Genomic DNA, 24,670 nt, shown 5'->3' with positions numbered 1-24,670 from the left:
GATTACGCGTCCCGCGCCTATACGTCAGCCCTCGCCGTTAATCCTTGCCCGCAGAATGTTGGACGGCTTGAACGCCACGACGAGCCGCGCCGAAATCTTCGCGCCGACGCCCGTCTTCGGATTGCGTCCCAGCCGCTCCTTTTTCTCCCGCACCACAAAGGCGCCGAAGGAAGAAAGCTTGACGTCTTCGCGCGAGATGATGCGATCGAAAATCTCTTCGAGCACCATTTCCACGTATTTCGCCGATTCCGCCCGCGGCACGCCGACTTTACGGTGGATCGCGTCTGCAAGGTCCGATCGAGTCACGGCGCCCCTCCGTGCGATGAGTTTATCTTCCGCCGCGCCGTCTGGCTCAGCGGCTGCGTCCCCCTTGGCCATCTTCCGCCTTACGATTGATCGCAATGAACTTCGCGGGCCGATGTCGAAGCGCTTCGGTGGGACGGCCGGGCGCAAAGAGGGTGGCGCGCCCAGCCTATGTCGCGGCGCTCCACCGTCCATTGTCGGAATTTTTCAGAATTGGATTGGGAAATCAAGCGCAGGTCGTGCTCGGCCGCGATGTTTCGGTACAATATTTCATGACGCGGTAATGACTATGTGTACGACGCGGGCTTACCAGCGTATCAGGGCAGATCCCCAGGTGAAGCCGCCGCCGACGGCTTCGAGCATGACGAGGTCGCCCTGTTTGATCCGCCCGTCCGCGGCGGCGACAGCAAGCGCCAGCGGAACGGAAGCGGCGGAGGTGTTGCCGTGCAAATGCACGGTGGCGATGATTTTTTGTGGCGCAATTCCGAGCTTTTGCGCCGACATGTCGATGATTCGGCGGTTAGCTTGGTGGGGCACGAACCAGTCGAGGTCTTCAGCCGTCAGTCCGGTCACGGCGAAGGCGTCCTTGACGACGTCGGTCACCTGACCCACGGCGAAGCGGAACACTTCCTTGCCCTCCATGCGCAGATGGCCGACCGTCTGCGTGGCGGAAGGGCCGCCGTCGACATGGAGCTTGGCGCGATGGCGTCCGTCCGAACGCAGATGCGTGGTCAGCACGCCGCGTTCGTCGATCCCGCCCTGAGAAGGCTGCGCCTCGATGATCATCGCGCCGGCGCCGTCGCCAAACAGCACGCAGGTGGTGCGGTCGGTCCAATCGATGATCCGGGAGAAGGTTTCCGCGCCGATCACCAGCGCGCGCTTATGCGAGCCGGAGCGCAGGAATTTTTCCGCCGTGGCGAGGGCGAAGACGAATCCCGAGCAGACCGCCTGCAGGTCGAAGGCGACGCCATGCGCAATGCCGAGCGCGGCCTGAATTTGCGTCGCGGTCGAGGGAAAGGTCCAGTCCGGCGTCGAGGTTCCGACGACGATCAGGTCGATGTCGTTCGCGCTCAGTCCGGCGTTGGCGAGCGCCGCGCGCGCCGCCTTTTCGCCCAGCATTGACGTGGTCTCGCCTTCCGCCGCGATATGCCGCTCCTTGATCCCGGTGCGCTGAACGATCCATTCGTCGCTGGTGTCGACGAGCTTCGCCAGCTCCTCATTGGTGAGCGTCTTTTCGGGCAGATAGGCGCCGACGCCGAGAACGACGGCGCGCAATTGAGGCGTGCTGATGGTCACTGAGCGGTTTCCCGGGGTGGAGGGGTCTGATCGGCGCTGTCGTGTTCCCCGAGCCTGTGCGCCAGCGCGACGGTGTCGCGAATACGATTGAGCAGGTCGCTGCCGGCCACCTCATGGCCGATTTCGACGGCCCGCGCGAAGCCGACCGAATCGGCGCCGCCGTGGCTTTTGATGACGATGCCTTCAAGGCCGAGGAACACGCCGCCATTCGTCGCCCGTGTGTCCATCTTGGCGCGGAGCTGGCGGAAGGCGCCGAGCGCCAGAAGATAGCCGAGCTTGGCGAGCAGCGTGCCGCTCATCGCCTCTTTGACATAGGCGGTAATCTGCGCGGCCGTTCCCTCGGCGGTCTTGAGCGCGATATTGCCGGTAAAGCCCTCGGTGACGACGACGTCGACGGCCCCTTTGCCGATGCCGTCGCCTTCCACGAAGCCGCGGTAATCGAAACCGGGCAGGGCGAGGTCGCGCAGCATGGTCGAGGCGGCTTTCACCTCCTCGATGCCCTTGATCTCTTCGGCGCCGACGTTGAGCAGGCCGACGGTCGGGCGCTCAACGCCCAACATGACCCGCGCCATCGCCGCGCCCATGATCGCGAGATCGACGAGATGGCTGGCGTTGGCGCCCATTGACGCGCCGACGTCGAGCACCACCGACTGGCCCCTGAGCGTCGGCCACAGGCAGGCGAGGGCCGGCCGGTCTACGCGCGCCATTGTGTGCAGGCAGATTTTCGCCATGGCCATCAGCGCGCCGGTGTTTCCGGCGGAGACGGCGACGTCGGCGTCGCCCTTTTTAACAGCCTCGATCGCGAGCCACATCGACGAGACCCGGCGGCCATAGCGCAGCGCCTGGCTCGGCTTGTCGTCCATGCGGATCGAAACGGCGGAATGGCGCACCTCGGCGCTGTCCGCGAGGCGCGGATGACGCTCAAGCTCGGCGCGGATCGCCGGCTCGTCGCCGATCAACAGGAAGCGGCTGTTGGGACGCCGTTCGAGCGCGCTGGCCGCGCCCGCGATGGTCACCTTCGGACCGAAATCGCCGCCCATCGCGTCGAGCGCGATCCGAACAGTTTGCGGCATGTATCACGTTTCTCCCGACTGCGCGCCTTTATCGGCGGCCTTGTTTTATTGGCCGGCTTTTATGACGCGTCCGAGAAGCGCCTCCGCGTTCCCCGGCCCCGCGGGCGACTTGCCATTTGCCGGCCATGCGCGCAAGTGCCGAGATGTCTCGCCTTAGGGTTCGCCGGACGGCTTGAGCCGCCCCAGGGCGGCGAAAGGCGAAACGACCTGGGCGCCGTCGCCGGTCGGTTCGACGAAATGCGCGCCCGGCTTGCGCGGATAGGGATCGAGCGCCAGCGTCAGGAATTCGGAGACGACCGCGCCGAGATCGACGCCGCCGCCAATGAGCGGATCGGGCGGATCCTCGTCCATAGTGATTTCCGCAGGCTCCTCATGCCGTCGTCGGCTGCGCGGCGCCTCCTCGGGTGGCGGCGCAAAGCGCATGTGGATCGGCTCGACGAGTTCCGAATCGAATTCCTCCAAGGAGGCGACGCAGGCCTGTCGGACGCTCGCGCGCAATTCGCCTTCAATCTCCAGCCCATCGCCGCGCCATCGTTTCGCTCTCAACTGGGCGCGCAGCGCATGCACGGCGGGAATCGCGTTGTGAGACGCCAGAGCGGCGCAATCGGCCGGCGTCGCGCTCACGTCGATCTCGAGCCCTTCGGGCGGCACGTCGGCAAGCGCGAGCCGGCGCGACAGAGGCAGTGAAGAGTCGGAAATCGCAGTCATGGCGTCGGCCTCCCGGTCGCAGGCTTGCCATCAAACCAGATCTGTGGGCCGGCGCACAGTCGCCGTCGTCGTCCTTGCGCAGAATGCGCTGTCTTGCTTTCGCTGCGATCGAAGATTACGGATTTGGCGAAAAGCTATAGGCCGGGCGCAGGCGCGCGGCGGCGAAGGATTGCGGAGAGACACATGGCGCGGGCTTTGCGCATCGCTTGTCATTTGGCGGCTGCCGTCGCGGCGGCCGTTTCGCTGTCGGGTTGCCTTGGCTATGAGGGCGTCGTCAATCGCGGCGCCGTGCTCGATTCGCGCAGCACCTCGCAAGTCAAGGCAGGGATGACGGCCCAGCAGGTGATGACGGCGCTTGGCACGCCCTCGACGACTTCGACGGTCGGCGGCGACGCCTGGTACTACGTCAGCCAGCGCATCGAGCGCTCTTTCGCGTTCATGCCCCAAAACATTACCGAACAGCGCGTCTATGCGGTCTATTTCGATAAGTCGAAGAAGGTTCAGCGCGTCGCCGATTACGGCATGGAAGACGGAAAGCCGATCGACTTCATTTCGCGGACGACGCCGACCGCCGGTCCCGAATATCATTTGCTTCAGGGGATGCTCTCCAAAGTGGGCGGCATGTTTTAGAGCCGCCTTCTTCCCAATTCGGGACTCGGCCGGCGCATGCGTGGCTGGACTGATGGCGCCAATGTGGCGGCGGCGGCGCTACAGTCAGAGTAACTTCATCTAAATATTAGACTTTGTGGCGATGGCGCGTTTGTCGTGCCAGCGCAATTGCGGCGCCAGCATGGCTCCGGCCGCCGATCTTTTGCCTCGCCTCGCGGGTAACCTTCTGTTTACGCAAACTTTGCGTAATTGTGGAGAACCCGCGAAGCATGACGGTTACGCTGACGAACGCCCCGCCGCTGTCCAAGGACGAAAAGGTCGCGTCGACTCGCCCAGGACGACAGTCGAACCAGTCGCCCCGCGCGATGCTGTCGAATTTGCTGCTGGATCGATCCTGTTCTCCGCTGTTGCGCGCGCTCAGCGTCGCGACGCTGCTGTCGGTAGTGGCTGTGTTGGCGATGACTGGAGAGCGCGACGATTCGCGTCGTCCGGAGCGGAGCGCGCGCGCCGGGCGCTTCCGCGTCGCCGTTTCGCCGCTGACCACGCTCACGACCGACGCCGTCGACGACGAGGAAACCGCTCTCGACTCGGACTTTTCGATCGAACAGGCGGCGCTCACCTGGTCGCACCGTCTCGATGACGACAACGTCGCCGAGACGCCGGGCGTGATGCGCTTCGGGTCGGTCAAGGTGCAGCAGTCGATCGTCGAGCGCGTCGTCAAGGCGGCGCAGACGACCGAGATGGATCCGGCGCTGCTCATGGCGATCGCCGACAAGGAGTCGAATTTTTCCTCGACGGCGAAGGCGCGGACTTCTTCGGCCAGCGGGCTCTTCCAATTCGTCGAAAAGACGTGGCTAAGGGCGCTGAAAACTTTCGGTTGGCGTCACGGGCATAGCGATACGGCGGCGGCGATCGCGAGTGACGACGCGCCGCGCGTCAACGGTCAAAAACGCGCGCAAATCCTCAATCTGCGCAACGATCCTTATCTCTCAGCCGTTCTCGCCGCGGAAATGCTCAAGAAGGACAGCGCCAGGATCGCCGAAAAAATCGGCCGTCCCCTGACCTCGGGCGAGACCTATCTCATCCACTTCCTCGGACCGGACGACGCCGAGCGTTTCATGAAAACCGTGGAAGAAGCCCCGCACACGTCCGCGGCGGCGCTGCTGCCCAAGCCGGCGCGCGCCAATAAGCCGATCTTCTATGAGCAGCAGGGCCGCCGGCTAAAGGTTCGTTCAGTCCGAGAGGTGCACGAAGCCTTCGAGACGATGATGGACAAGCGCACCAGCCGCTATGAGGACGTTGTCGCGAAGCTGCCCGGAGGCGCGACGGCTTACGCCGAGTGAATAGGGAATAGCGAGTAGGGAGTGGAGCCTCTCTACTACTCACCATCTCACTACGCGCCACTCGCTTACTTTCCCATCATCAGATCGAGGTTTTGCACGGCCGCGCCGGCCGCGCCCTTGCCGAGATTGTCGAGCCGGGCGACGAGCAGCGCGTGACCGCGCGCCTCATTGGCGATGACGAAGACCTCCAAATCGTCGGTCCCGTTCAGCGCGAGCGCGTCGAGCTTGCCATTCGCCGGAGCCGCTGCGAGCCGGACATGTTTCGCGCTGGCGTAATGACGGGCGTAGGCGTTTTCGAAATCCCGCGCCTTTGGCTTGCCGGGCAAAGCGTCGAGCGCGAGCGGAATCGAGACGAGCATGCCCTGGCGGAAATTGCCGACGGAAGGCACGAACAGCGGCCGGACGGCCAGCCTGCCATAGGCCATGATTTCCGGCAGATGCTTGTGCTCGAACCCGAGCGCGTAAAGCTCGAAGGCCGGCGCCTTGCCGCTCTCATAGGCTTCGATCATCTGCCGCCCGCCGCCCGAATAGCCGGAGACGGCGTTGATCGTCAGCGGCTGGTCCGCGCCGATAAGCCCAGCGTCGACGAGCGGGCGAATGAGCGCGATGGCGCCTGTCGCATAGCAGCCGACATTGGCGACGCGGCGGCTTGCGGCGATTTCCGCCGCCTGTCCTTCACAGAGTTCGGCGAATCCATAGACCCAGCGGTCCGCGACGCGATGGGCGGTGGAGGCGTCGAGCACTTTCGGGCCGCCGCCGATGGCGTCGCAAAGCGCGACCGTTTCCCTCGCGGCGGCGTCAGGCAGACACAGAATGGCGACGTCGACGGATGCGAGAATGTCGCGCTTGGCGGCGACTTCCTTGCGCCGCTCCTGCGGCAGCGCGAGGAGCGAAATGTCCGAGCGGCCGGCGAGCCGCTCGCGGATTTCGAGCCCGGTCGTGCCGGCGTCGCCGTCGATGAAGATTTTTATCGTCATGGCCCGCATCTAGTCGATTTGGATGAAGAGAAAAAGATTGAAGGCGCAGCCCCGGCATGTTTTTGACGCGCGCGGCGCGCCGCCCTATAGCGCAGCCGGAAATGTCCGTCTTTGGCCAAGGGCGGCGCAATATAAGTTGAGCCGATGATCGACAGTCCCTGCGTAAAAATTTGCGAACTCGATCGGAACGACATGTGCGTCGGCTGCGGCCGGACGCGGGCCGAGATCGCTGGCTGGACGGCGATGTCCGAATCGCAAAAGGCGATCGTGGTTGAACACGCGAAAAAGCGCCGATCCAAGAAAGATCATGAGGAAGGCGGTCGAAATCGGCTCCGACGCGCGACCTGAGCTGTTGCCTTTAGCGTCGCGCGACATTGCGACGACGGCGCGGATCGGCGAATGGATTGTGAAATCCGTGCATTATATGAGCTCACGCCGACGCTCCAGCTTGGCCGACGCATTCGGGCGAACGTCGCACATTTCCAGTGGTTCAAGCGCTTTGCGGCGTGTGCGGTTATCGAATGAGTCCCGAAGATGGATTGCGTCCCGTTTAAAAGCGCCTAGTTTCAACTGCTGAGGGCGAAATCAGTCGCGCCCGCTTCCAAGAGGAGGAGCGGTCATGGCGAAGCAAGTCGAAGAGAGAGATGGCGCGTTGCGAGCCTACGCGCTGCGATTTTTGGAGTCGCTCTATAATGCGTCGGTCTATTCGGTGATCGGCTATAGCGCGCTGCTGGTCTTGCTCGCGTTCATTGGCTTGGCGGTCTTCTTGAAAGTCATTAGCGTGCAAGAATATCATCCCTGGTAGTCGCATTCATTGCCAAAGCGCCTGCTGATCATCGCGCATGCGCCGTCGCGCAACACCGAGCGGCTGAGGGACGCGGTCGTCGCCGGCGCGCACGCGCCCGAGATCGAGGGAGTCGACGTAGTGGCGCTCAGCCCTTTTCTGACGACGCCCGAACATGTGCTTGCGGCGCAGGCGGTCATTCTCGGAACCACCGAAAATCTCGGCTACATGAGCGGCGCGCTCAAGGATTTTTTCGACCGCTGCTATTACCCGCTGCTGGAGCGAACGCAGGGCCTGCCTTACGCGCTTTACATTCGCGCCGGCCATGACGGAACCGGCACAAGGCGCGGCGTCGAGTCAATCGTCACCGGCCTGCGTTGGCGCGCGATACAAGAGCCGCTGATCTGCCGCGGCGAGTGGCGTGAGAACTTTGTCGACGAGTGCCGCGAATTGGGGATGCTGGTCGCGGCGGGATTGGACGCCCGCGTGTTTTGAGCCGATCGAACCGTGATCTATAGAAGCCGCGCGGGCCATCGGCCGGCGGCCACGAAGCTATGGTTCGATAAAGCGCATGCAGCGACGCGACGATTTTCTCGGCCATCCGCGCGGGCTCGCCTTTCTCTTTTCCTCCGAAATGTGGGAGCGCTTTTCCTATTACGGGATGCGGGCGCTGCTCGTCCTCTACATGGTCGACTATCTGTTGACGCCGGAGCGGATGAACGCGGCGCTGGGCCTCGAAGCGCTGAAACGCGGTCTCGAAACGCTCTCTGGTCCGCTCGCGCCGCAGCCTTTCGCGTCGCAAATCTATGGCCTCTATACAGGCTTCGTCTATCTGACGCCGATCCTCGGCGGCTTCGTCGCCGACCGCGCGTTTGGGCGCACGCGCATGATCGTCATCGGCGCCGCGCTGATGGCCGTCGGCCATTTCATGATGGCCTTCGATCGACTGTTTCTGATCGCGCTGTTTCTCATCGCGCTCGGCTGCGGCTGCTTCAAGCCGAACATCTCGACGCAAGTCGGCGAGCTTTACGCGCCGGAGGACGCGCGCCGCGATCGCGCCTTTTCGATCTTCTATGTCGGGATCAATATCGGCGCCTTCTTCGCGCCGCTCGTCTGCGGAACGATCGGCGAGACGATCGGCTGGCATTATGGCTTCGCCTGCGCCGGCGCCGGCATGGTCGTCGGTCTCGTCACTTACCTCATCGGTCTGCCGAGCCTGCCGCGCGAGCCGCCAACGCGCTTAAGGCGCGCGCCAACCGCGCAGACGCGCGCGCAGTTTCGCCGATCCTTCGCCGCGCTGATGCTGCTTTTTACGCCTTCCGCGCTGTTCTGGGCGGCTTTCGAACAGCAGGGCAATACGATCGCGCTGTGGGCGGCGCAATCCGCCGACCGCGGCGTCGACATTTTCGGATGGCGCGCCGAACTTCCGGTGACCTGGTTTCAGGCGTTCAATCCGCTGATGATCTTTCTCTTCACGCCGCCGCTCGTCTCGCTATGGTCGTGGCTGGCGCGTTTTGGGCGCGAGCCGTCGACGATGCGCAAAATGACGCTCGGCTGTCTCGGCGTCGCGGGGAGCTACGCAATCATGGCGCTCGCGGCCTGGACGAACGATGGCGGCAAGGCGAGCTGGCTTTGGCTTCTCGCCTATTTCGCCGTCATCACGGTCTCGGAATTACATTTCTCCCCGATCGCTTTGTCGCTTGTGTCGCATGTCGCGCCTGAAGGCTCGCGTTCGGCGCTGATGGGCGTCTGGTTTACCTCGATGTTTCTCGGCAATCTACTGGCGGGATGGTTCGGCAGCCTGTGGTCGAGCCTATCGAGCGCGTATTTCTTCCTGCTCATGGGCGCGCTTGGCGTCGTCGGCGCGCTGCTTGTCCAAGTCGCGCGGCGGCCGCTGAAGAACGTCATCACTTCCGGATAGCGGCATGAACCTGCGTCAAGTGAGAACGCCAGCCTCCAAGCAGATCGCCGCCGCCGTCATCGGCAATGCGCTCGAATGGTATGATTTCGTCGTCTATGGCTTTTTCGCTTCCGTGCTGGCTCGGGCGTTCTTTCCGAGCGGCGACGACGCCGCGGCGCTGCTGCTGGCGTTCGCGAGTTTTGGCGCCGGCTTCTGCACGCGGCCGCTCGGCGGGCTCTTTTTCGGGCTTTACGCGGACCGAAAAGGGCGGAAGGCGGCGCTCCAACTCGTCATGTTCGCGATGACCGCCGCGGTGGCTGTCATCGCGCTCACGCCGACCTATGCGAAGATCGGCGTTTTCGCCCCTCTGCTGATCGTCGCCGGCCGCTTGCTGCAGGGGTTTGCGACCGGCGGAGAATATTCCAGCTCGACCTGCTTTCTCATCGAAATGGCGCCCCGCGGCCGGCGTGGCTTCTATGGCTCGCTGCAAGTATTCGGGCAGGCGCTTTCGATCCTGCTCGCGACTCTGGCGGGCATTGCCGTGACCAGCGTTTTCCCGGCGGATGCGGTGAATGAGTGGGCGTGGCGGCTGCCTTTTTTCGCGGGTCTGCTGATTGGCCCCGTCGGATTCTATATCCGACATCGTCTCGACGAAACGCCGGCTTTCAAGGCGACGGCAAGGGCGTGCGGCGCGCGGGAGGCGTTTGTCGAACTGATCCGCCGGCGCGGCGAGAGGCTGCTCGTCTGTTTCGTCGCCACGATCGGCACGACCATCTCATTCTACGTGATCCTCGTCTATATGCCGACCTACGCAAAGACCGAGATGGGACTGACTCTTGAACAGTCTTTCCTCGCCCAGGCTCCCGCGCTCCTGCTGCTGATGGCGCTGACGCCGTTGATGGGCATTTTCTCCGACGTCGTCGGCCGGCGTCCGCTGCTGCTGGCGTCGAACGGTTTGCTTCTGCTGTGCGCTTATCCTCTCTACGTCTGGCTTCAGTCGGAACGGTCGGCTTTGGCGCTGGCGCTGGCGCAAATAGCCTTCTGCGTCATGATGTCGGGCATCTGCGGGGCGTTTTCGACGGCGCTCGCGGAGCAGTTTCCCACGCATATGCGTTCCGCGGGCCTTGCGATCCCCTACAATATCGCCGTGATGATCTTTGGAGGCTTTGCCCCGTTTATCGTCGCGTGGTTGATCGGCTTTTTCCACACGCCCGTCGCGCCCGCCTTCTATCTCATCTTCGGCGCCAGTGCGGGCCTCCTTGGCGTCGCGGGTCTGCGCGAGCGGCACAAAGAGGCGGGGCTTGAATAGGCTCCGCGTGGGCTTTTCTTGACTGGAGAATGTAATGAGGAGAATTGCTGCTTTGATCGCCTTGATCGTGGCGGCGCAGTCGGTCTTGCTTCTTGACGCGTCGGCAAGGCCTGCGAAATGCGTCGTCATCGGCAACGGCATGACGCCGTACAGGGGGACGTGCAAATTCACGCCTGACAACGGCGGCAGCTTTGCGATCGCGCCGATCGGAAAGCCGGGATTTGACGGCGTGACTCTGGTCAGCGTCGCCATCGTTTCGCCGGGCGTCGCGGAAGTGAGAGGACTGACCCGCGACGGGATCAACTCCCGCTGGGGAGAAGCGAAGCGCGCCAAGGCCGACCCCGCCTGCTGGGTTGGCGACGACTTCAAGATTTGCGTTTATTGATCGCCAAAACAAAAGCGGCGCCGAAGCGCCGCTTTGAAATTCCGCCTCTCGCTTGCGCGATTAGCGCTTCGAGAACTGGAAGCTGCGGCGGGCTTTGCGCTTGCCGTATTTCTTGCGCTCGACGACGCGGGAGTCGCGGGTCAAGAACCCTTCCTTCTTGAGCGCGGGACGCAGTTCCGGCTCGTAATGGGTCAGCGCCTTGGCGAGGCCGTGACGCACCGCGCCGGCCTGTCCCGACAATCCGCCGCCGGCGACCGAGACGACGAGGTCATATTGGCCGGTGCGCTTGGCGACGACGAGCGGCTGCGCGAGGATCATCCGCAGCACCGGACGCGCGAAATAGGCTTCGATGTCGCGGCCGTTGACGGTGATCTTGCCGGCGCCGGGCTTCACCCAGACGCGCGCGACGGCGTTCTTGCGCTTGCCGGTGGCGTAGGCGCGGCCCTGCTTGTCGAGCTTTTGGACATAGCGCGGCGCTTCCGGCGCCGGGGCGGCGCTTCCCTGGAGGTCGGAAAGCGAGGAAAGAGTGGTCTCGGCCATGATCAGGCGCTCCGGCTATTCTTGGCGTTGAGGGCGGCGACGTCGAGCGTCTGTGGGCTTTGCGCCTCATGCGGATGTTCGGCGCCCTTATAGACGCGCAGATTGCCGAGCTGCTTGCGGCCCAAGGGACCGCGCGGCAGCATGCGCTGCACGGCCTTTTCGAGAATGCGCTCGGGGAAACGCCCTTCGAGAATGAATTTCGCGGAGCGTTCCTTGATGCCGCCGGGGAAGCCGGTGTGGTGGTGATAGACCTTCTGGTCGCGCTTGCGGCCAGTGAGAACCACCTTTTCGGCGTTGATGACGATGATGTTGTCGCCATCGTCCATATGGGGCGTGAAACTCGCCTTGTGCTTGCCGCGCAGCCGCAGCGCGATGAGCGAGGCGAGGCGGCCGACGACGAGCCCGGAGGCGTCGATCAGCACCCATTTCTTTTCGATGTCGGCGGGTTTCGCCGAAAAAGTCTTGCCGTACATGGGATGGGAATTCCGTTTGAACATTGCGTTCGGATGGGCAGGGGATAGGGGATGGGACGGGGGAGGTCAAGCGGTTTATGCTATCTGTTATGGCTGCGATCTCTCGTAAACTCAGCAGACTCCTGGATACGGTAAAATAATACCATAATTAAATTCGCGGCTTGCCCGAGCGCTCAAATCTACTATTCTTACCCCATCTTACTTTATTCTATCGAGGCTGGCGATGGGCGCTGACAAACGAAGGGTTCGGCTCTCGACAAAGGGACAGGTCGTGCTCCCCAAATCAATCCGTCAACGCCGAAATTGGGAAGCCGGCGCGTCCTTGACGATCGAGGAGACCGCGGAAGGAGTCCTGCTCAAGGAAGCGTCTCTCTTCGCGCCGACAAAGCTCGAAGACGTCTTCGGCATGCTCTCCTACTCAGGGGCGCCGAAATCCGTCGAAGAGATGGACGCCAGCGTTCTTACCGAAGCGAAGCGCCGCCATGCTGGCGGTTGATACGAATGTCCTCGTTCGGCTTTTGACTAGAGATTGCCCGCGATAGTCGGAATGCCAGTTTACTCCATTATTTACAAGGCGATAGCTGCAACAATTTGAATACTTCACCTCGTGCTCGACAGATATCGCCTATGCCTCAGCTACAGACTTCGGCAGCAAAGAATTCCTCTATTTTGCTATGCACCTCACAATAGTGAGTACCTTTTCCAGCAGTAGCATATTCAATTAATTGAACTTTACTGTGTTTTACAGCTCTTGAGCTGTACGACAAATGTCGTATCAACAACTGCAACAATGTTTTACCTCGTAAAAGTTTCTTGTAGTTTGCCAGAGTCTCTGCGTAAAAGGGTTCTGCTGGACCAGTGAACCCGCTGTCGCGACAAAATTCATCGCAGACGCAGCCGCTTGAATCCAGTATCCTATTTGGGTGCACCGCGATCTTTACTTCCTCGCCTTTAGAAAATTTAGCTATGCAAAAAGAAAACCAGCCAATTATTGAGCAAAGCTCGTGTTTAAATTTACGTTTTTCCTCTTCATATAGTAGCTGTTCTAGGTTGCCATCTCTGTAAATGTCATTCTCGATCGAGTATCCGTCAGTGAATAGCAGCTTCCGGTGGTTATATTCAGTCGGTACGCCACTGTACACCCACATATCCAAGTCTGCAAAGAAAACTATATCGTTTCGTCCCAATTCTTTCCGCCGTCTAAACAGGTCAATTACCATTTGACGACCTCCAACTGGTAGCAAAGATACTCCATAATGGCTTAAGCTTTCTTCGATTCTTCTAAAAAAAAGATAATCATCGGAACCTTCCGTCACAACTGTAGGAAGTTTCGACCTTTTCAGCATCTCTATATGTTCGTCAAGCGAAACAATGACTCTGTGCATCAGTCGATCTCGTTCCCTTCGGCTCCACGATCTTCGCTCATCAATATTTCCTTGTCTGGATATTTACTATAGATAAATGGCGAGTGTGTAGCGACAACAAACTGGTTGGAACTTTTTTGCTCACGTAGAGTAGGAAAAAGCTGTCTTTGCCAATCTACATGAAGGCTCAATTCAGGTTCATCAATAAATATGACGCTGTTATTATAAAATGCATTATAGCAGATAAAACTCAGCATCTGCTTCTCGCCAGCAGAAAGTTTATCTGAGCTTACGGCCGTGGCAGCGTCTCCAAAACTTAGCCGCGTTCCGAGTTTAATTCCGGAATGATGAAATAGCTTTTCGACGAGATTCTTAACAGCATCTAACGGAGCCAAAATTTTAGCTCTCTGACCGTCCATTGCCTCAATCATCGTCTTTATGTTGTCAATGACCTTATCGGCCTTGCTTTTGCCAACGAATTCGAAGCTACTGTCTTCCTTGTAGTTTTTGATTTGATCGATAATTTGATGAGAGGTAAATTTCTGCAAGTCATTGGAAGCTTCTGACATCTCAGTATACTGCCGCATTAAAAGGGTTACAATGTCCACAGTTGAAATTGCTGCGACAAATGAATGTTTTTCAACTGTTAAGCGTCGAGACAATGCAAGCATCGCATCTTCTAGTTCATTCTTTGCGCGACTAGGTATACGAAGACCAAAGTTAGGTTGATTCTGACCTACCGAAAAACCTCCTTCAATGCGCCTAAATGTCGGAAAGAACAATGAGCTACCAATATCCTTGATGGCGTCGTTTGCTCGATCGACTGCTGAAGATGTTTCAAATATATCATCATCATCGTCGTCTGTAAATAGTGTTCTCTCACCGTTCTTATGAAATTCAATACGGACTTCGTTTGAAACGCTTTTTGTTATTGTTATTGAATATTGGTCGGTTGTCACCGAAGCGCGCGTAAATGGAACTTCACGAACGGCGTGTTCGATGTTTCCACTAATTATGTACCACAGTAGTTTCAAAAGTGTGGTTTTTCCGGCTCCGTTCCGACCGGTCACGATGTTGAGGTCACTATTTAATTTTGCTTTAATCGGCTTGTCGTGACGGGGAAGGCCATCGACTTCGATGTTGGTGATTATCATGTTCGTGGGCTCAGCCGCGGGCGCAAAACTTTCTTAAACGGTACGGGACTTTTGCGCCATCCTCAAGCGGTTTGTGCGGAGCTTACTGATGCAGCGCTTCACCATGCAGGGCGATGTCGAGGCCCTCGCGCTCGTCGTCGGCATTGACGCGCAGCGTCGTGACCAGCGAGACGATTTTCAGCGCCGCCAATGTGCCGACCACGCACCAGACGAGGGTGACGCCGACGCCGATCGCCTGCACGAGGAGTTGATGCGGGTCGCCTTCCAGCAGGCCGGCGACGCCGGGATCGCTTCCCGAAGCCGTGATCGCGCGCGTGGCGAAAACGCCGGCGAGCAGCGTGCCCATGATGCCGCCGACGCCATGCACGCCGAACACGTCGAGCGTGTCGTCGTAGCGCAGCCGGTATTTCACCACGGTGCAGAACCAGTAGCAGACGCCGCCGGCGATCAGACCGATGACGATTCCATGCCAGGGCAGGATATAGCCCGACGCCGGCGTGATCGTGCCGAGGCCGGCGACGGCGCCCGACACGACGCCGAGCACCGAAGGCTTGCCGCGCTGGAGCCATTCCAGCCCGCTCCACACGAGAGCGCCGGCGCAGGCGGCAAGATGGGTCGCGACGATCGCGAAGACCGCGCGCGAATTCGCGGCAAGCGCCGAACCGCCATTGAATCCGAACCAGCCGACCCACAGCAATCCGGTGCCGATCACGGCGAGGGAAACATCGAAGGGCGAAAGGTTTTCGCGCCCGAAGCCGACCCGGTTGCCGAGCACCAGCGCGCAGACGAGGCCGGCGATTCCGGCGTTGATATGCACGACCGTTCCGCCGGCGAAATCGAGGAGGCCCATCTTCTGCAGGAAGCCGCCGCCCCAGACCCAATGCGCCGACGGCGCATAGACGATGAAGAGCCACAATACGCAAAACAGCATGAAGGCGGAAAATCTCATGCGCTCGGCGACCGAGCCGCCGACCAGCGCGCAGGTGATGACCGCGAAAGTCATCTGATAGATCATGAACAGGATTTCGGGGATGGTCTTCGCCAAGGGGCTGACCGTGTCGATGCCGATCCCCGAGAGCAGCGCCCGCGATGCGTCGCCGATATAGGCGCCGTCGCCGCTGAAGGCGAGGCTGTAGCCGATGCCGATCCAGAGCAGCGACACGACGGCGGTGGCGATCAGGCTCTGCGCCATGGTGGCGAGCACATTCTTCTTGCGCACCATGCCGCTGTAAAACAGCGCGAGCCCGGGCAGCGTCATCATCAGCACGAGCGCGGTCGCGGCGATCATGAAACCGGTGTCGGCGGCGTCGATTTTGGATTCGCCGTCTTGCGCGAAAACGGGCTGCGCGACAATGAACGCGGTGAGAACGGCTCCCGCTCGCAACATCATGCGGCGCAGCGCGTCGCCTTCATGCTGGACGATGGAATCCCTACTCGGGCCGCGCGCGATCGAGCTGTGCATCGATTGATCCTGATTGGTGATGGTAAGCGCTTACAGCGCGTCGGAATCGGTTTCGCCGGTGCGGATGCGCATCGCGCGCTCCAGCGGCGAGACGAAAATTTTTCCGTCCCCGATATGGCCGGTATAGGCGCTCTTCCTGATCGCCTCGATCGCGCGATCGACAAGGGCGTCGGGAAGCGCGACTTCGATCTTCACCTTGGGCAGGAAAGAGACGATATATTCCGCGCCGCGGTAGATTTCGGCATGGCCCTTCTGCCGGCCATAGCCCTTCACCTCGGTCGCGGTCATCCCGTGAACGCCGATTTCCGTCAGGGCCTCGCGCGCCTCGTCGAGCTTGAAGGGTTTGATAATGGCCATGATGATCTTCATTTGCGCAGACATGCCCTCTACTTTGGCGAAGTGAGCGTCAACTCAGCAAACAGCATGCCATTATGCGCATAAAATAATCGTTTTCCTTGTCGGCGGTCGGCGCAGTGGTGACCAGAGCCAAGGCGCTGTGTGTATAAAATATAATCACTATGAGTAATTATTGGGCGACACGGTTCGGCCCTCGCCGCCGGTGATTTGGGGCGCTTGATAGCGGCGATGTTTGCGGCTTTTGTGATCGCGCTCAAAAAACCGAGTTCGATCGCACTGGCGCGGATCGAATTGGCGCAAAGGAAGCGGCGGACGTAAATGAAGCTTGAAGACTGGTCGCCAGAGGCGATCGCCATCGATTTCGTCAACAAGGCAGATTGGCCCGAACGCCGCGCAAAACTTCCCGAGCCGACGGCCCGTCTCGCCGATTTTGTGGGATTTGAGGCGAAGGCCGGCTCCACATTCTTTGCGCCGGACGTCGGCGGCGCGCCGCGGGTCTTCTTCGGGGCCGAGGGGAAGGAGCCGAAGGCGAGGGATCCATTTTTTGCCGGGAAGCTTGCGGCGGTCTTGCCCAAAGGTCTTTATCGCCTTGGCGACGGCGTCGAAGCGTCGGAGCAAGCGGCGCTGGCTTTTCTTCTGTCGAGCTATGCCTTCTCGCGTTACAAGGCCCGCAAGAATGAAGCGCCGCGCCTTTGCGCGCCGCAGGGCGTCGACCGCGCGCGCATCCAGCGCATCGCCGCCGCTGTCGCGCTGGGACGCGACCTCGTCAATACGCCGACCAATGACATGGGTCCGGAGGCGCTCGCCGAAGCCGCGCTCGCCCTTGGCGCGAAGCATGGCGCAAAGAGCCGCGTCATCGTCGGCGACGCGCTGCTTGCCGAGAATTTTCCCTTGATCCACGCTGTCGGGCGCGCCGCCGCCCAGGCGCCGAGACTCGTCGAATTGGAGCATGGTCCAGAGGACGGCCTGCGCGTGACGCTCGTCGGCAAGGGCGTCTGTTTCGACACCGGCGGCCTCGACATCAAGCCGTCGAGCGCCATGGCGCTGATGAAGAAGGACATGGGCGGCGCGGCGACGGCGCTGTCGCTCGCGGCGATGTTGCTCGACGCGAACACGCCGATAAGATTGCGGGTGCTGCTGCCGATCGTCGAAAATTCGATTTCCGCTTCGGCGTTTCGAACCAGCGACGTCTATCGCAGCCGCAAAGGGCTGAGCGTTGAAATCGGCAATACTGACGCCGAGGGGCGATTAATTCTCGCCGACGCTCTGGCTTACGCCACCGAAACGCCGCCCGATTTCTTGTTCGACTTCGCCACGCTGACCGGCGCCGCGCGGGTCGCGCTCGGCCCGGAAATTCCGCCATTCTATACCGGCGACGACGGGCTCGCCGGCGAGATCGCGGCGAAGGCCGCGACCGCGAATGATCCGGTATGGCGAATGCCCTTATGGGATAACTACGATAGCGGCCTCGACGGCAAAATCTCCGATCTCGTCAATGTCACGAGCGGACCCTTCGCCGGTTCGATCACCGCCGCGCTGTTCCTGAGGCGCTTTGTCGCCGACCCAAAGCGCTGGGCGCATTTCGACGTCTATTGCTGGAACCCGTCGACGAAGCCTGGGCGTCCGGAAGGCGGCGAGGTGCAGGCGGCGCGCCTCCTTTATGATTTGATCGAAGCGCGCGTCGAAGAAGGGATGGCGAAGTCGTGAGCGAGAAGTTCGACCGGCGGCTGACGCCGGCGCGCCCCGAAATCGCCGCGTCCTATCTCAAGGGCCGTGTCACCGCCGACCGCTATGTCGAAGGCGTCGCGATGGAGGTGAGGGATTGCGTCGTCGATCTTCGGCGCGAGCCGCGCCCCGACGCCGCCGTCGACACCCAGGCGCTCCATGGCGAGCGCGTCACCGTCTATGACGAGGAGGAAGGCTGGGCCTGGGCGCAGTTGGCGCGCGACAATTACGTCGGCTGGATCGCCGCCAATACCCTGTGGCGCGAATTGAGCGCGCCGACGCATCGAGTCTGCGTTCCGCGGACTTTCATCTATCCGGGTCCGAACATCAAATTGCCGCCGCTCAACGCTCTGCCGCTCGGCGCGGAAGTTGCGATCGTCGAAGAGCGCGATGGATTTGGCGTGACGCCGGAACTGGGGTTCATCTTCCGCAAACATCTCGTGCCGCGCGACGTCAAGGCGCCCGACTTCGTCGCTGTGGCCGAGACGCTGATCGGCGCGCCCTATCTCTGGGGCGGCAAGTCATGGCTCGGCGTCGATTGCTCCGGGCTCATGCAAGTGTCGTTGCTGATGGCCGGGATCAAGGCGCCGCGCGACACCGATATGCAGGAAGCCGCGCTCGGCGCGCCGCTTGCGCCGGGCGCGCCGCTGACGCGCGGCGACATCGTCTTTTGGAAGGGCCATGTCGGCGTTATGCGCGACGCCGCGACGCTGCTCCACGCCAACGCCACCCATATGCAGGTCGCGAGCGAGCCGCTGGATATCGTGCGCGCGCGCAATGAGGCGGCGGGCGCCGGGCCGGTGACCAGCATCAAGCGCCTGCCGAAGGAAGGTTCGCACGCGGCATGACGAGGAAGCTCTATCTCGATGATCTTCATGTCGGGCAGCGGCTGCGTTCGAAGAGCGTCACGGTCAGCGCGCAGGACATCATCCGCTTCGCGCACGAAAATGATCCGCAATTTTTTCATGTCGATGAGGAGGCCGCCAAGGACAGCATATTCGGCGGTCTCGTTGCGAGCGGCTGGCAGACCGGCGCGCTGAGCATCAAGCTCCTCATCGAGTCCGCCGATCCGCCCCTGGCCGGCCCGCTCATCGGCGTCGAGGCCGATATCGCTTGGAAACTTCCTGTGCGGCCCGGCGACGCCTTGCGGGTTGAGGCCGAGGTCATGCGAATTGTCTGTCCGCGTCGCCATGCCGATCGCGGCTTCGTTTCAATGAATGTAGCGACCTACAATCAGCGTGACGAAGTCGTTCTCACGCAAAGCGTCAAAGTCCTGGCGTTCCGCGATCCGAGCCGCGCCGGCGCAGGCTCGAACCGAGAAACGCCAGTTCCCTGGTGATTTCCCACTGGCTGAATTGCCCCAATCAGGTCAACTCAGCGGTCGCCGTGCGGCGTGACGAAACCGCAAAACGATAATTTCCGAAGCGGTGACGCGGTAATCCAAAAGATAGGGATAGGGCGTAACGACAACGCGCCGCACCAGTGGGCGGCTCGCGCAGCATGGCCAAGATGGTCAATAGCCGCGCCCGAATATTGCTCGCGCGTTGCGGCGATTCCGCCGCAACATATTCAATCGCCTTTTCGATCTGCGCGACGGATCGCGGCGTATATCGAAGCGTCCTCACGCATATTTGGCCAAAATGGCCTCGACCTCTTCATGCGATACAAGCTCGCCGCGTTCGGCTTCGGCCAAGGCTGCGTCAAGGTCGCGCTCCTCCTCCGGCGTCAACTGGATCGGCGCTTGATCCTCGCCCGTAAGCTGCAAGAGAAGCCGCGCAAGTTCGTCCTGCGCGGCGTCGGGCAACGCCCGCACCTTAACGAGGGCCTGTTCAAGCAAAGTGGTCACGGTTCAAGCTCCAACCTGAAGGGGACGCGGTCGCCCCTGTGTCGTTGTGCATCATATCGCGTCTGAACGCCAAGCCGTATGAAATTCGGCCCTCGGACCGGATGCTCTTCGAGCGGCCCTATCTCATTCCTTATGACGCCCGATAAGGATCAGGGGCGCGTTGACCTTATCTAGAATGTGCGCGTGGTCGATGGGTGGCGTGACTTACGTGCAGGCATTTACCGCGAGCTATCCTTCCAGCGGGTCCGGGCATGGCTGAATTCATTCGAAGCCGCGAAAAATCAATCTTGCTCGTTCAGCTGGACTGAACCGTTCGAAATCGGCGCCGCTTCGTTGCGGAACGCCGCGGCGAAGAGCGCGCGCGTATATTCGCTCTTGGGTTCCGCGAAGACCTGCGTCGCGGGACCTTCTTCGACCACCTTGCCGTAGCGCATGACGATGAGATGCGCTGCCAGCGCTTTCACGACGCGAAGATCATGGCTGATGAAGAGATAGGCGAGCGAACGGCGGCGCTGGAGGTCGCGCAAGAGATCGATGATCTGCGCCTGCACCGACATGTCGAGCGCCGAGGTCGGTTCGTCGAGCACGACGAATTTGGGTTCGAGCACCATGGCGCGGGCGATGGCGATCCGCTGCCGCTGGCCGCCGGAAAATTCATGCGGATAGCGATCCATCGTCGACGGATCGAGCCCGGTCTCCTGCAGCGCGCGCGCGACGATCTCGCGGCGCTCATCAAGGGTGAGTTCAGGCCGCTGGACGGTCAGCCCCTCGGCGACGATTTCCGCCACTGACATGCGCGGCGAGAGCGAGCCATAGGGGTCCTGAAAGACGATCTGCATGTCGCGCCGGAGCGCGCGCATATCGCTGACGCTCTTGCCGTCGATGCGCTGTCCCAAGAAAACGACCGGCCCGTCCGAGCGGATGAGCCGAAGCATCGCCAGCGCCAGCGTCGTCTTGCCAGAGCCCGACTCGCCGACGACGCCGACGGTGGCGCCTTCGCGCACCGCGACGGTGACGCCGTCGACCGCCTTCACATAGCCGACTGTCTTGCGCATGAATCCCCGCTTGATCGGAAACCAAACGCGCAATTCGTCAGCCGAGGCGACGACGGGCGCTTCCTCGTTTTCAACGATCGGCGCGCCCTTGGGCTCCGCGGTGAGCAGCGCCTTGGTGTAAGGATGCTGAGGCGAGGAGAAGACCGTTTCGACATCGCCCTGTTCGACAATGCGGCCTTTCTGCATGACGCAGACCGTGTCGGCGAAACGGCGCACGAGCTGGAGATCATGGGTGATGAACAGCATCGCCATGCCGTAGGTTTCCTGCAGGCGCTCCAGCAGCGCCAGAATCTGCGCCTGCACGGTGACGTCGAGCGCCGTCGTCGGCTCGTCGGCGATGAGGAGATCGGGCTTGTTGGCGAGCGCCATGGCGATCATGACGCGCTGACGCTGGCCGCCGGAGAGCTGATGCGGATAGGCGTTGAGGCGCGCCTGAGGGTCGGGAATGCCGACTTCTCCAAGAAGCTCGACGACCCTCCCGCGCACCGCGGCTTCGCCGCGCATGCCGTGCAATTCGAGAATTTCCGCGATCTGCCGCTCGATTGTCTGCAGCGGATTGAGCGAGGTCATCGGCTCCTGAAACACCATGGTGATGCGCGCGCCGCGCACCGCGCGTAGCCGATGGTCGTCGATCGCCAGCATGTCTTCGCCATCAAACAGCGCCTGCCCGGACGGCGCCGCGCCGGGAGGAAGGAGGCGCACGATGGAGAGCGCGCTGATCGACTTGCCGGAGCCGGACTCGCCGACGAGCGCCAGAGTCTTGCCGCGCTCGAGCGAGAAGGAGATGCGATCGACCGCCTTGGTCTCGCGGCCGCCGTGCTGGAAGGTCACGGAGAGATCGCGAACGTCGAGGAGGGGGGAGGGCATTGGCTCTGCGATTTTCATCGGCGCTATGCCCGTCCAGACCAGTCGGCGAGAATCCGATCGACTCCCGCCTGATCAGGGTAGATGATCGACATGCCTGCCGGTGTCCTAATGCGTCTGTCGCCAGTCAGAAAATAGGCGCATCCTGACTGAACCGCCGTCACGATGTGTATCGCGTCGAGCAAACGATGCGGCGTGGCCTGACGAAGATCAGCGGTATCCATAAGCACGTCTCGTGTGACAGGGCGCAAATCGATCAGCTGACTGCTGACCAGCAAGTTAAGGTAAAGTGGTCGCTTGACCGGAAGCGGGAAAGCGCTTTCGCGTAAAGCTGGAGCAAGCAATTCCGCGAGCGTAAGTTCGCTTGTCACGGCAAAGCGCGGGCTGTCGCGCAATGCCGCCAGCAAATCCTGCACGGGCTTTGCCTGTTCGGCCGAAAATTCGAAGCCCTTGATGAAAGCGTTCGTGTCGATATAAACGAGCGGAGCAGACAAGTTATAGTGAGCCCCGCTCTTCCCGGATCGCGTCGATATGCGCGATTACTTCATCCATTGACGCATAAACGTCACGACGCATCGCGAACATTTCTTCAAGGGACATTATCCGTTCCGGTTGCTCTTCAGTTTCCACGGTGATCGTCACTTCCGCGTTCGGATCGATGCCGACGCGAAGTTCCTCGGGTAGTTTCGCCGCCGGATAGTGCAGCTTGACGATCTTGTTCATGGCTTCGTCTCCGTTAGCATCCGTCGCGAAGGCTGCATTAGTCGCACGGGGCGCGACCAAGCAAAGACGCCAAGTGGTGTTCTCTCACGATCCCGTTCATCACGACGACGAGGCTGGCCAGGAGCTTTTAACACGTCCTCACCGGAAATTCTTCCTCGGGTCGAAGGCGTCGCGGACCGCTTCGCCGACGAAGACCAGCAACGACAGCATCAACGCGATGATGGCGAAGCCGGTCAGTCCCAGCCAAGGCGCCTGCAGATTGGATTTGCCCTGCAGCAGCAGTTCGCCAAGCGAGGGCGAGCCCGGCGGCAGGCCGAATCCGAGAAAATCCAGCGCCGTCAGCGTCGTGATCGACGAGTTGAGAATGAAGGGCAGAAAGGTCAGCGTCGCCACCGTGGCGTTGGGCAGCAGATGTCTGACGATGATCCGGAAATTGCTGAGTCCAAGCGCCCGCGCGGCATTGACATATTCGAAATTGCGCGCGCGCAGGAATTCGGCGCGAACGACATGGACCAGCGACACCCAGGAGAACAGCAGCAAAATGCCGAGCAGCACGAAAAAGCCGGGCGTCAGAAACGACGAAATGATTATGAGCAGATAAAGTTGCGGCAGGGACGACCAGACCTCGATAAAGCGCTGGAATACGAGATCGACGCGTCCGCCGAAATAGCCCTGAATCGCGCCGGCGGCGACGCCGACGATCGAGGAAATCGTCGCGAGGATCAGGCCGAACAGCACCGAAATTCGAAATCCGTAAAGCAGGCGCGCGACCACGTCGCGGCCCTGATCGTCGGTGCCGAGCCAATTATATTCGAGCGCGGCGCAGCCGCGATTGGGCTGGCCCGGCCGCAGACCCTTGGCCGCGGCGATCTCGCATTGCTTCTGCGTCAGCATCCAGGTCGGCGGCGAGGGCGCCGGCGTCGGCAGCTCCAAATTATGCGTGTCATAGGAGAAGCGGATCGGCGGCCAGAGCATCCAGCCATGCGCCTTGATCTCGTCGGCGATGACCGGATCGCGGTAATCGGTGCGGGCGAGAAAGCCGCCGAATTTCTCTTCCGGATAAGAGACGAAGGCCGGAAACAGCAGTTCGCCCTTGTACCACGCCAGAATCGGCCGGTCGTTGGCCAGGAAATTCGAGCCGAGGGACATGATGAAGAGCGTCATGAAAATCCAGAACGACCAATAGCCGCGCTTGTTCGCCTTGAAGCTTTCGAGGCGGCGCCGGTCGAGCGGCGTGAGCCGCAGCCAGCCTTCGCGATTGATGGGCGGGGCGAGATGAGGAGTCGCTTCGATCGCTGCGTTCGCCATCACACCTCGCGCGTTTCGAAATCGATGCGCGGATCGATCCATGTGTAGGTGAGGTCGGAAATGAGATTCACCACGAGGCCGAGCAGCGCGAAAATATAGAGATTGGCGAAAACGACAGGATAGTCGCGGTTGACGATGCTCTCGAAGGAGAGATAGCCAAGTCCGTCGAGCGAGAAGATCGTTTCGATCAGCACCGAGCCGGTCAGGAAGGCGTGAACGAAGGCGCCAGGAAAGCCGGCGATGACGATCAGCATCGCGTTGCGAAACACATGGCCGTAGAGCACGCGCCGCTCGGTGAGGCCCTTCATGCGCGCCGTCTGCACATATTGCTTGCGGATTTCATCGAGGAAGGAGTTCTTCGTCAGAAAGGTCTGCGTCGCGAAGGCGCCGAGGGTCATCGCGGTGACCGGCAGGACGATATGCCACAGATAATCCTTCACCTTGCCGAACAGCGAGAGCTGCCAGAAATCGTCCGAGGTGAGGCCGCGCAGCGGAAAGATTTGCCAGAACGAGCCGCCGGCGAAGAGCACGATCAGCAGCATTGCGAACAGAAAGCTCGGGATCGCGTAGCCGATGATCACGGCGTTCGAGGTCCACATGTCGAATTTCGTGCCGTCGCGCACCGCCTTGGCGATGCCGAGCGGAATTGAAATCGAATAGGAGAGAAGGGTCATCCAGAGACCCAGCGAAATCGAGACGGGAAGCTTCTCGCCGATCAGCTTGATGACGCTTTCGTCGCGAAAATAGCTGCGGCCGAAATCGAACATCGCGTAATTCTTCACCATCAGCAGAAATCGTTCCCAGGCCGGCTTGTCGAAGCCGAACTGCTTTTCGAGTTCCGCGATGAATTTCGGATCGAGTCCCTGAGCGCCGCGATATTTGGCGGCGGATTCCGCCGCCATCGTGCCGGTCTGGCTCGCGGCGCCCTGTCCGACGTCGCCGCCGCCGCCGGAAAAGCGACCCGTGGCCCCGACGTCGAAGCCTTGCAACTGCGCGATGATTCGCTCGACCGGCCCGCCGGGCGCGAATTGCACGATGGCGAAGGAGATGAGCATGATGCCGAGGATCGTCGGGATCATCAGCAGCACGCGGCGGGCGATATAGGCTCCCAT

31 protein-coding genes are annotated in these 24,670 nt (G+C 61.2%); 12 read left to right on the top strand and 19 right to left on the bottom strand.

Translation table 11 applies throughout. The features are described from left to right. Nucleotides 1-24: 24 nt before the first annotated feature. The 4 genes from U1E20_RS12735 to U1E20_RS12720 all read right to left on the bottom strand — a co-directional run bounded on the left by U1E20_RS12735 (nt 25) and on the right by U1E20_RS12720 (nt 3,380). A complete protein-coding gene (locus tag U1E20_RS12735) occupies nt 25-378 on the bottom strand; it encodes an integration host factor subunit alpha (protein WP_409980990.1) in 354 nt (117 codons plus the stop codon). Nucleotides 379-609: 231 nt separating this feature from the next. Continuing rightward, nucleotides 610-1,599 carry a beta-ketoacyl-ACP synthase III gene (locus U1E20_RS12730; protein ID WP_409980989.1) on the bottom strand — a complete coding sequence of 330 codons (990 nt, stop codon included), beginning with the start codon at nt 1,597-1,599 and terminating at the stop codon, nt 610-612. Further along, complete coding sequence (gene plsX / locus U1E20_RS12725) at nt 1,596-2,672, bottom strand: phosphate acyltransferase PlsX (RefSeq protein ID WP_409980988.1); 1,077 nt, start codon at nt 2,670-2,672, stop codon at nt 1,596-1,598. The genes U1E20_RS12730 and plsX overlap by 4 nt, the downstream gene beginning before the upstream one ends. A gap of 153 nt (nt 2,673-2,825) precedes the next feature. Next, the gene (locus tag U1E20_RS12720; protein ID WP_409980987.1) at nt 2,826-3,380 is read right to left on the bottom strand and encodes a YceD family protein; all 555 of its coding nucleotides are present in this window, start codon (nt 3,378-3,380) and stop codon (nt 2,826-2,828) included. A gap of 183 nt (nt 3,381-3,563) precedes the next feature. Between U1E20_RS12720 and U1E20_RS12715 the strand changes: the two genes are divergently transcribed. Together U1E20_RS12715 and U1E20_RS12710 are read left to right on the top strand one after the other, a co-directional pair. Next, on the top strand, nt 3,564-4,010 hold the full coding sequence (locus tag U1E20_RS12715) for an outer membrane protein assembly factor BamE (RefSeq protein ID WP_409980986.1): 447 nt from the start codon (nt 3,564-3,566) through the stop codon (nt 4,008-4,010). Between the two features lie 248 nt (nt 4,011-4,258). Continuing rightward, entirely contained in the window at nt 4,259-5,332 is a 1,074-nt protein-coding gene (locus U1E20_RS12710) for a transglycosylase SLT domain-containing protein (RefSeq protein ID WP_409980985.1), read from the top strand. A gap of 65 nt (nt 5,333-5,397) precedes the next feature. Here the strand turns inward: U1E20_RS12710 and argC are convergent, their stop codons facing one another. Continuing rightward, a complete protein-coding gene (gene argC / locus U1E20_RS12705; RefSeq protein ID WP_409980984.1) occupies nt 5,398-6,318 on the bottom strand; it encodes an N-acetyl-gamma-glutamyl-phosphate reductase in 921 nt (306 codons plus the stop codon). Between the two features lie 135 nt (nt 6,319-6,453). Between argC and U1E20_RS12700 the strand changes: the two genes are divergently transcribed. The 6 genes from U1E20_RS12700 (at nt 6,454) to U1E20_RS12675 (ending at nt 10,687) form a co-directional block, all read left to right on the top strand. Then, the gene (locus tag U1E20_RS12700) at nt 6,454-6,657 is read left to right on the top strand and encodes a DUF1289 domain-containing protein (RefSeq protein WP_409980983.1); all 204 of its coding nucleotides are present in this window, start codon (nt 6,454-6,456) and stop codon (nt 6,655-6,657) included. Nucleotides 6,658-6,928: 271 nt separating this feature from the next. Then, entirely contained in the window at nt 6,929-7,114 is a 186-nt protein-coding gene (locus tag U1E20_RS12695) for a hypothetical protein (protein ID WP_409980982.1), read from the top strand. Between the two features lie 9 nt (nt 7,115-7,123). Beyond that, a complete protein-coding gene (locus U1E20_RS12690; protein ID WP_409980981.1) occupies nt 7,124-7,588 on the top strand; it encodes a flavodoxin family protein in 465 nt (154 codons plus the stop codon). Between the two features lie 76 nt (nt 7,589-7,664). Next, on the top strand, nt 7,665-9,014 hold the full coding sequence (locus U1E20_RS12685) for a peptide MFS transporter (RefSeq protein WP_409980980.1): 1,350 nt from the start codon (nt 7,665-7,667) through the stop codon (nt 9,012-9,014). Nucleotides 9,015-9,018: 4 nt separating this feature from the next. Then, nucleotides 9,019-10,302 (top strand): MFS transporter, encoded by a 1,284-nt coding sequence (locus U1E20_RS12680; protein ID WP_409980979.1) that lies wholly within the window; start codon nt 9,019-9,021, stop codon nt 10,300-10,302. Nucleotides 10,303-10,336: 34 nt separating this feature from the next. Then, entirely contained in the window at nt 10,337-10,687 is a 351-nt protein-coding gene (locus tag U1E20_RS12675) for a hypothetical protein (protein ID WP_409980978.1), read from the top strand. A gap of 60 nt (nt 10,688-10,747) precedes the next feature. Here the strand turns inward: U1E20_RS12675 and rpsI are convergent, their stop codons facing one another. Beyond that, the gene (gene rpsI, locus U1E20_RS12670) at nt 10,748-11,227 is read right to left on the bottom strand and encodes a 30S ribosomal protein S9 (protein ID WP_409980977.1); all 480 of its coding nucleotides are present in this window, start codon (nt 11,225-11,227) and stop codon (nt 10,748-10,750) included. 2 nt (nt 11,228-11,229) lie between these two features. Then, on the bottom strand, nt 11,230-11,700 hold the full coding sequence (gene rplM, locus U1E20_RS12665) for a 50S ribosomal protein L13 (protein WP_409980976.1): 471 nt from the start codon (nt 11,698-11,700) through the stop codon (nt 11,230-11,232). 223 nt (nt 11,701-11,923) lie between these two features. Here rplM and U1E20_RS12660 point away from each other — a divergent pair, with 223 nt between their 5' ends. Continuing rightward, the gene (locus tag U1E20_RS12660) at nt 11,924-12,196 is read left to right on the top strand and encodes an AbrB/MazE/SpoVT family DNA-binding domain-containing protein (RefSeq protein WP_409980975.1); all 273 of its coding nucleotides are present in this window, start codon (nt 11,924-11,926) and stop codon (nt 12,194-12,196) included. Nucleotides 12,197-12,332: 136 nt separating this feature from the next. Here U1E20_RS12660 and U1E20_RS12655 read toward each other — a convergent pair whose 3' ends face one another. The 5 genes from U1E20_RS12655 to U1E20_RS12635 form a co-directional block, all read right to left on the bottom strand. Then, complete coding sequence (locus U1E20_RS12655) at nt 12,333-13,085, bottom strand: DUF4435 domain-containing protein (protein ID WP_409980974.1); 753 nt, start codon at nt 13,083-13,085, stop codon at nt 12,333-12,335. Next, nucleotides 13,085-14,218, bottom strand: a complete 1,134-nt coding sequence (locus tag U1E20_RS12650) for an AAA family ATPase (RefSeq protein WP_409980973.1) — start codon at nt 14,216-14,218, stop codon at nt 13,085-13,087. Before U1E20_RS12650 ends, U1E20_RS12655 begins: the two co-directional genes overlap by 1 nt. Before the next feature lie 82 nt (nt 14,219-14,300). Next, the gene (locus U1E20_RS12645) at nt 14,301-15,608 is read right to left on the bottom strand and encodes an ammonium transporter (protein WP_409981092.1); all 1,308 of its coding nucleotides are present in this window, start codon (nt 15,606-15,608) and stop codon (nt 14,301-14,303) included. Between the two features lie 102 nt (nt 15,609-15,710). Further along, nucleotides 15,711-16,061 carry a P-II family nitrogen regulator gene (locus U1E20_RS12640; RefSeq protein WP_409980972.1) on the bottom strand — a complete coding sequence of 117 codons (351 nt, stop codon included), beginning with the start codon at nt 16,059-16,061 and terminating at the stop codon, nt 15,711-15,713. A gap of 5 nt (nt 16,062-16,066) precedes the next feature. After that, nucleotides 16,067-16,393, bottom strand: a complete 327-nt coding sequence (locus tag U1E20_RS12635) for a hypothetical protein (RefSeq protein ID WP_409980971.1) — start codon at nt 16,391-16,393, stop codon at nt 16,067-16,069. On the opposite strand from U1E20_RS12635, the gene U1E20_RS12630 reads away from it, so the two are divergent. The 3 genes from U1E20_RS12630 to U1E20_RS12620 are packed head-to-tail and all read left to right on the top strand — an operon-like array spanning nt 16,356 to nt 19,101. Next, nucleotides 16,356-17,744 carry a leucyl aminopeptidase family protein gene (locus tag U1E20_RS12630; RefSeq protein WP_409980970.1) on the top strand — a complete coding sequence of 463 codons (1,389 nt, stop codon included), beginning with the start codon at nt 16,356-16,358 and terminating at the stop codon, nt 17,742-17,744. The two genes, U1E20_RS12635 and U1E20_RS12630, sit on opposite strands and share 38 nt — an antisense overlap. Then, nucleotides 17,741-18,610, top strand: a complete 870-nt coding sequence (locus tag U1E20_RS12625) for a C40 family peptidase (protein WP_409980969.1) — start codon at nt 17,741-17,743, stop codon at nt 18,608-18,610. The genes U1E20_RS12630 and U1E20_RS12625 overlap by 4 nt, the downstream gene beginning before the upstream one ends. Continuing rightward, a complete protein-coding gene (locus U1E20_RS12620) occupies nt 18,607-19,101 on the top strand; it encodes a MaoC/PaaZ C-terminal domain-containing protein (protein WP_409980968.1) in 495 nt (164 codons plus the stop codon). The genes U1E20_RS12625 and U1E20_RS12620 overlap by 4 nt, the downstream gene beginning before the upstream one ends. A gap of 25 nt (nt 19,102-19,126) precedes the next feature. On the opposite strand, the gene U1E20_RS12615 is transcribed toward U1E20_RS12620, so the two are convergent. From U1E20_RS12615 to U1E20_RS12585, 7 genes are all read right to left on the bottom strand, one after another. After that, nucleotides 19,127-19,387, bottom strand: coding sequence for a type II toxin-antitoxin system RelE/ParE family toxin (locus U1E20_RS12615; RefSeq protein ID WP_409980967.1), 261 nt, complete (start codon nt 19,385-19,387; stop codon nt 19,127-19,129). Further along, nucleotides 19,384-19,608, bottom strand: a complete 225-nt coding sequence (locus U1E20_RS12610; protein ID WP_409980966.1) for a hypothetical protein — start codon at nt 19,606-19,608, stop codon at nt 19,384-19,386. Before U1E20_RS12610 ends, U1E20_RS12615 begins: the two co-directional genes overlap by 4 nt. Before the next feature lie 281 nt (nt 19,609-19,889). Then, entirely contained in the window at nt 19,890-21,530 is a 1,641-nt protein-coding gene (locus U1E20_RS12605; RefSeq protein WP_409980965.1) for an ABC transporter ATP-binding protein, read from the bottom strand. A 23-nt stretch (nt 21,531-21,553) separates the two neighbouring features. Beyond that, nucleotides 21,554-22,021: a type II toxin-antitoxin system VapC family toxin gene (locus tag U1E20_RS12600; protein ID WP_409980964.1), complete on the bottom strand. Its 468-nt coding sequence runs from the start codon at nt 22,019-22,021 to the stop codon at nt 21,554-21,556. A gap of 1 nt (nt 22,022) precedes the next feature. After that, nucleotides 22,023-22,250 carry a hypothetical protein gene (locus U1E20_RS12595; RefSeq protein ID WP_409980963.1) on the bottom strand — a complete coding sequence of 76 codons (228 nt, stop codon included), beginning with the start codon at nt 22,248-22,250 and terminating at the stop codon, nt 22,023-22,025. 138 nt (nt 22,251-22,388) lie between these two features. Further along, the gene (locus tag U1E20_RS12590; protein ID WP_409980962.1) at nt 22,389-23,558 is read right to left on the bottom strand and encodes an ABC transporter permease; all 1,170 of its coding nucleotides are present in this window, start codon (nt 23,556-23,558) and stop codon (nt 22,389-22,391) included. Beyond that, entirely contained in the window at nt 23,558-24,670 is a 1,113-nt protein-coding gene (locus tag U1E20_RS12585; protein ID WP_409980961.1) for a microcin C ABC transporter permease YejB, read from the bottom strand. Before U1E20_RS12585 ends, U1E20_RS12590 begins: the two co-directional genes overlap by 1 nt.

It is taken from the genome of Methylocystis sp., assembly GCF_046349115.1.
GTDB lineage: Bacteria > Pseudomonadota > Alphaproteobacteria > Rhizobiales > Beijerinckiaceae > Methylocystis.
This window is presented reverse-complemented; position numbering and strand designations above follow the sequence as displayed.

Excerpts from the sequence above, each read along its gene's own strand:
- U1E20_RS12735 (WP_409980990.1), bottom strand. The coding sequence starts at position 378 with ATGGCCAAGGGGGACGCAGCCGCTGAGCCAGACGGCGCGGCGGAAGAT.
- U1E20_RS12700 (WP_409980983.1), top strand. The coding sequence starts at position 6,454 with ATGATCGACAGTCCCTGCGTAAAAATTTGCGAACTCGATCGGAACGAC.
- U1E20_RS12640 (WP_409980972.1), bottom strand. The coding sequence starts at position 16,061 with ATGTCTGCGCAAATGAAGATCATCATGGCCATTATCAAACCCTTCAAG.
- U1E20_RS12675 (WP_409980978.1), top strand. The coding sequence starts at position 10,337 with ATGAGGAGAATTGCTGCTTTGATCGCCTTGATCGTGGCGGCGCAGTCG.
- U1E20_RS12695 (WP_409980982.1), top strand. The coding sequence starts at position 6,929 with ATGGCGAAGCAAGTCGAAGAGAGAGATGGCGCGTTGCGAGCCTACGCG.
- rplM (WP_409980976.1), bottom strand. The coding sequence starts at position 11,700 with ATGTACGGCAAGACTTTTTCGGCGAAACCCGCCGACATCGAAAAGAAA.
- argC (WP_409980984.1), bottom strand. The coding sequence starts at position 6,318 with ATGCGGGCCATGACGATAAAAATCTTCATCGACGGCGACGCCGGCACG.
- U1E20_RS12605 (WP_409980965.1), bottom strand. The coding sequence starts at position 21,530 with ATGCCCTCCCCCCTCCTCGACGTTCGCGATCTCTCCGTGACCTTCCAG.
- U1E20_RS12655 (WP_409980974.1), bottom strand. The coding sequence starts at position 13,085 with ATGCACAGAGTCATTGTTTCGCTTGACGAACATATAGAGATGCTGAAA.
- U1E20_RS12650 (WP_409980973.1), bottom strand. The coding sequence starts at position 14,218 with ATGATAATCACCAACATCGAAGTCGATGGCCTTCCCCGTCACGACAAG.
- U1E20_RS12660 (WP_409980975.1), top strand. The coding sequence starts at position 11,924 with ATGGGCGCTGACAAACGAAGGGTTCGGCTCTCGACAAAGGGACAGGTC.
- U1E20_RS12715 (WP_409980986.1), top strand. The coding sequence starts at position 3,564 with ATGGCGCGGGCTTTGCGCATCGCTTGTCATTTGGCGGCTGCCGTCGCG.
- U1E20_RS12710 (WP_409980985.1), top strand. The coding sequence starts at position 4,259 with ATGACGGTTACGCTGACGAACGCCCCGCCGCTGTCCAAGGACGAAAAG.
- U1E20_RS12645 (WP_409981092.1), bottom strand. The coding sequence starts at position 15,608 with ATGATGTTGCGAGCGGGAGCCGTTCTCACCGCGTTCATTGTCGCGCAG.
- U1E20_RS12585 (WP_409980961.1), bottom strand. The coding sequence starts at position 24,670 with ATGGGAGCCTATATCGCCCGCCGCGTGCTGCTGATGATCCCGACGATC.
- U1E20_RS12630 (WP_409980970.1), top strand. The coding sequence starts at position 16,356 with ATGAAGCTTGAAGACTGGTCGCCAGAGGCGATCGCCATCGATTTCGTC.
- rpsI (WP_409980977.1), bottom strand. The coding sequence starts at position 11,227 with ATGGCCGAGACCACTCTTTCCTCGCTTTCCGACCTCCAGGGAAGCGCC.
- U1E20_RS12590 (WP_409980962.1), bottom strand. The coding sequence starts at position 23,558 with ATGGCGAACGCAGCGATCGAAGCGACTCCTCATCTCGCCCCGCCCATC.
- U1E20_RS12720 (WP_409980987.1), bottom strand. The coding sequence starts at position 3,380 with ATGACTGCGATTTCCGACTCTTCACTGCCTCTGTCGCGCCGGCTCGCG.
- plsX (WP_409980988.1), bottom strand. The coding sequence starts at position 2,672 with ATGCCGCAAACTGTTCGGATCGCGCTCGACGCGATGGGCGGCGATTTC.
- U1E20_RS12685 (WP_409980980.1), top strand. The coding sequence starts at position 7,665 with ATGCAGCGACGCGACGATTTTCTCGGCCATCCGCGCGGGCTCGCCTTT.
- U1E20_RS12620 (WP_409980968.1), top strand. The coding sequence starts at position 18,607 with ATGACGAGGAAGCTCTATCTCGATGATCTTCATGTCGGGCAGCGGCTG.
- U1E20_RS12680 (WP_409980979.1), top strand. The coding sequence starts at position 9,019 with ATGAACCTGCGTCAAGTGAGAACGCCAGCCTCCAAGCAGATCGCCGCC.
- U1E20_RS12635 (WP_409980971.1), bottom strand. The coding sequence starts at position 16,393 with ATGGCGATCGCCTCTGGCGACCAGTCTTCAAGCTTCATTTACGTCCGC.
- U1E20_RS12595 (WP_409980963.1), bottom strand. The coding sequence starts at position 22,250 with ATGAACAAGATCGTCAAGCTGCACTATCCGGCGGCGAAACTACCCGAG.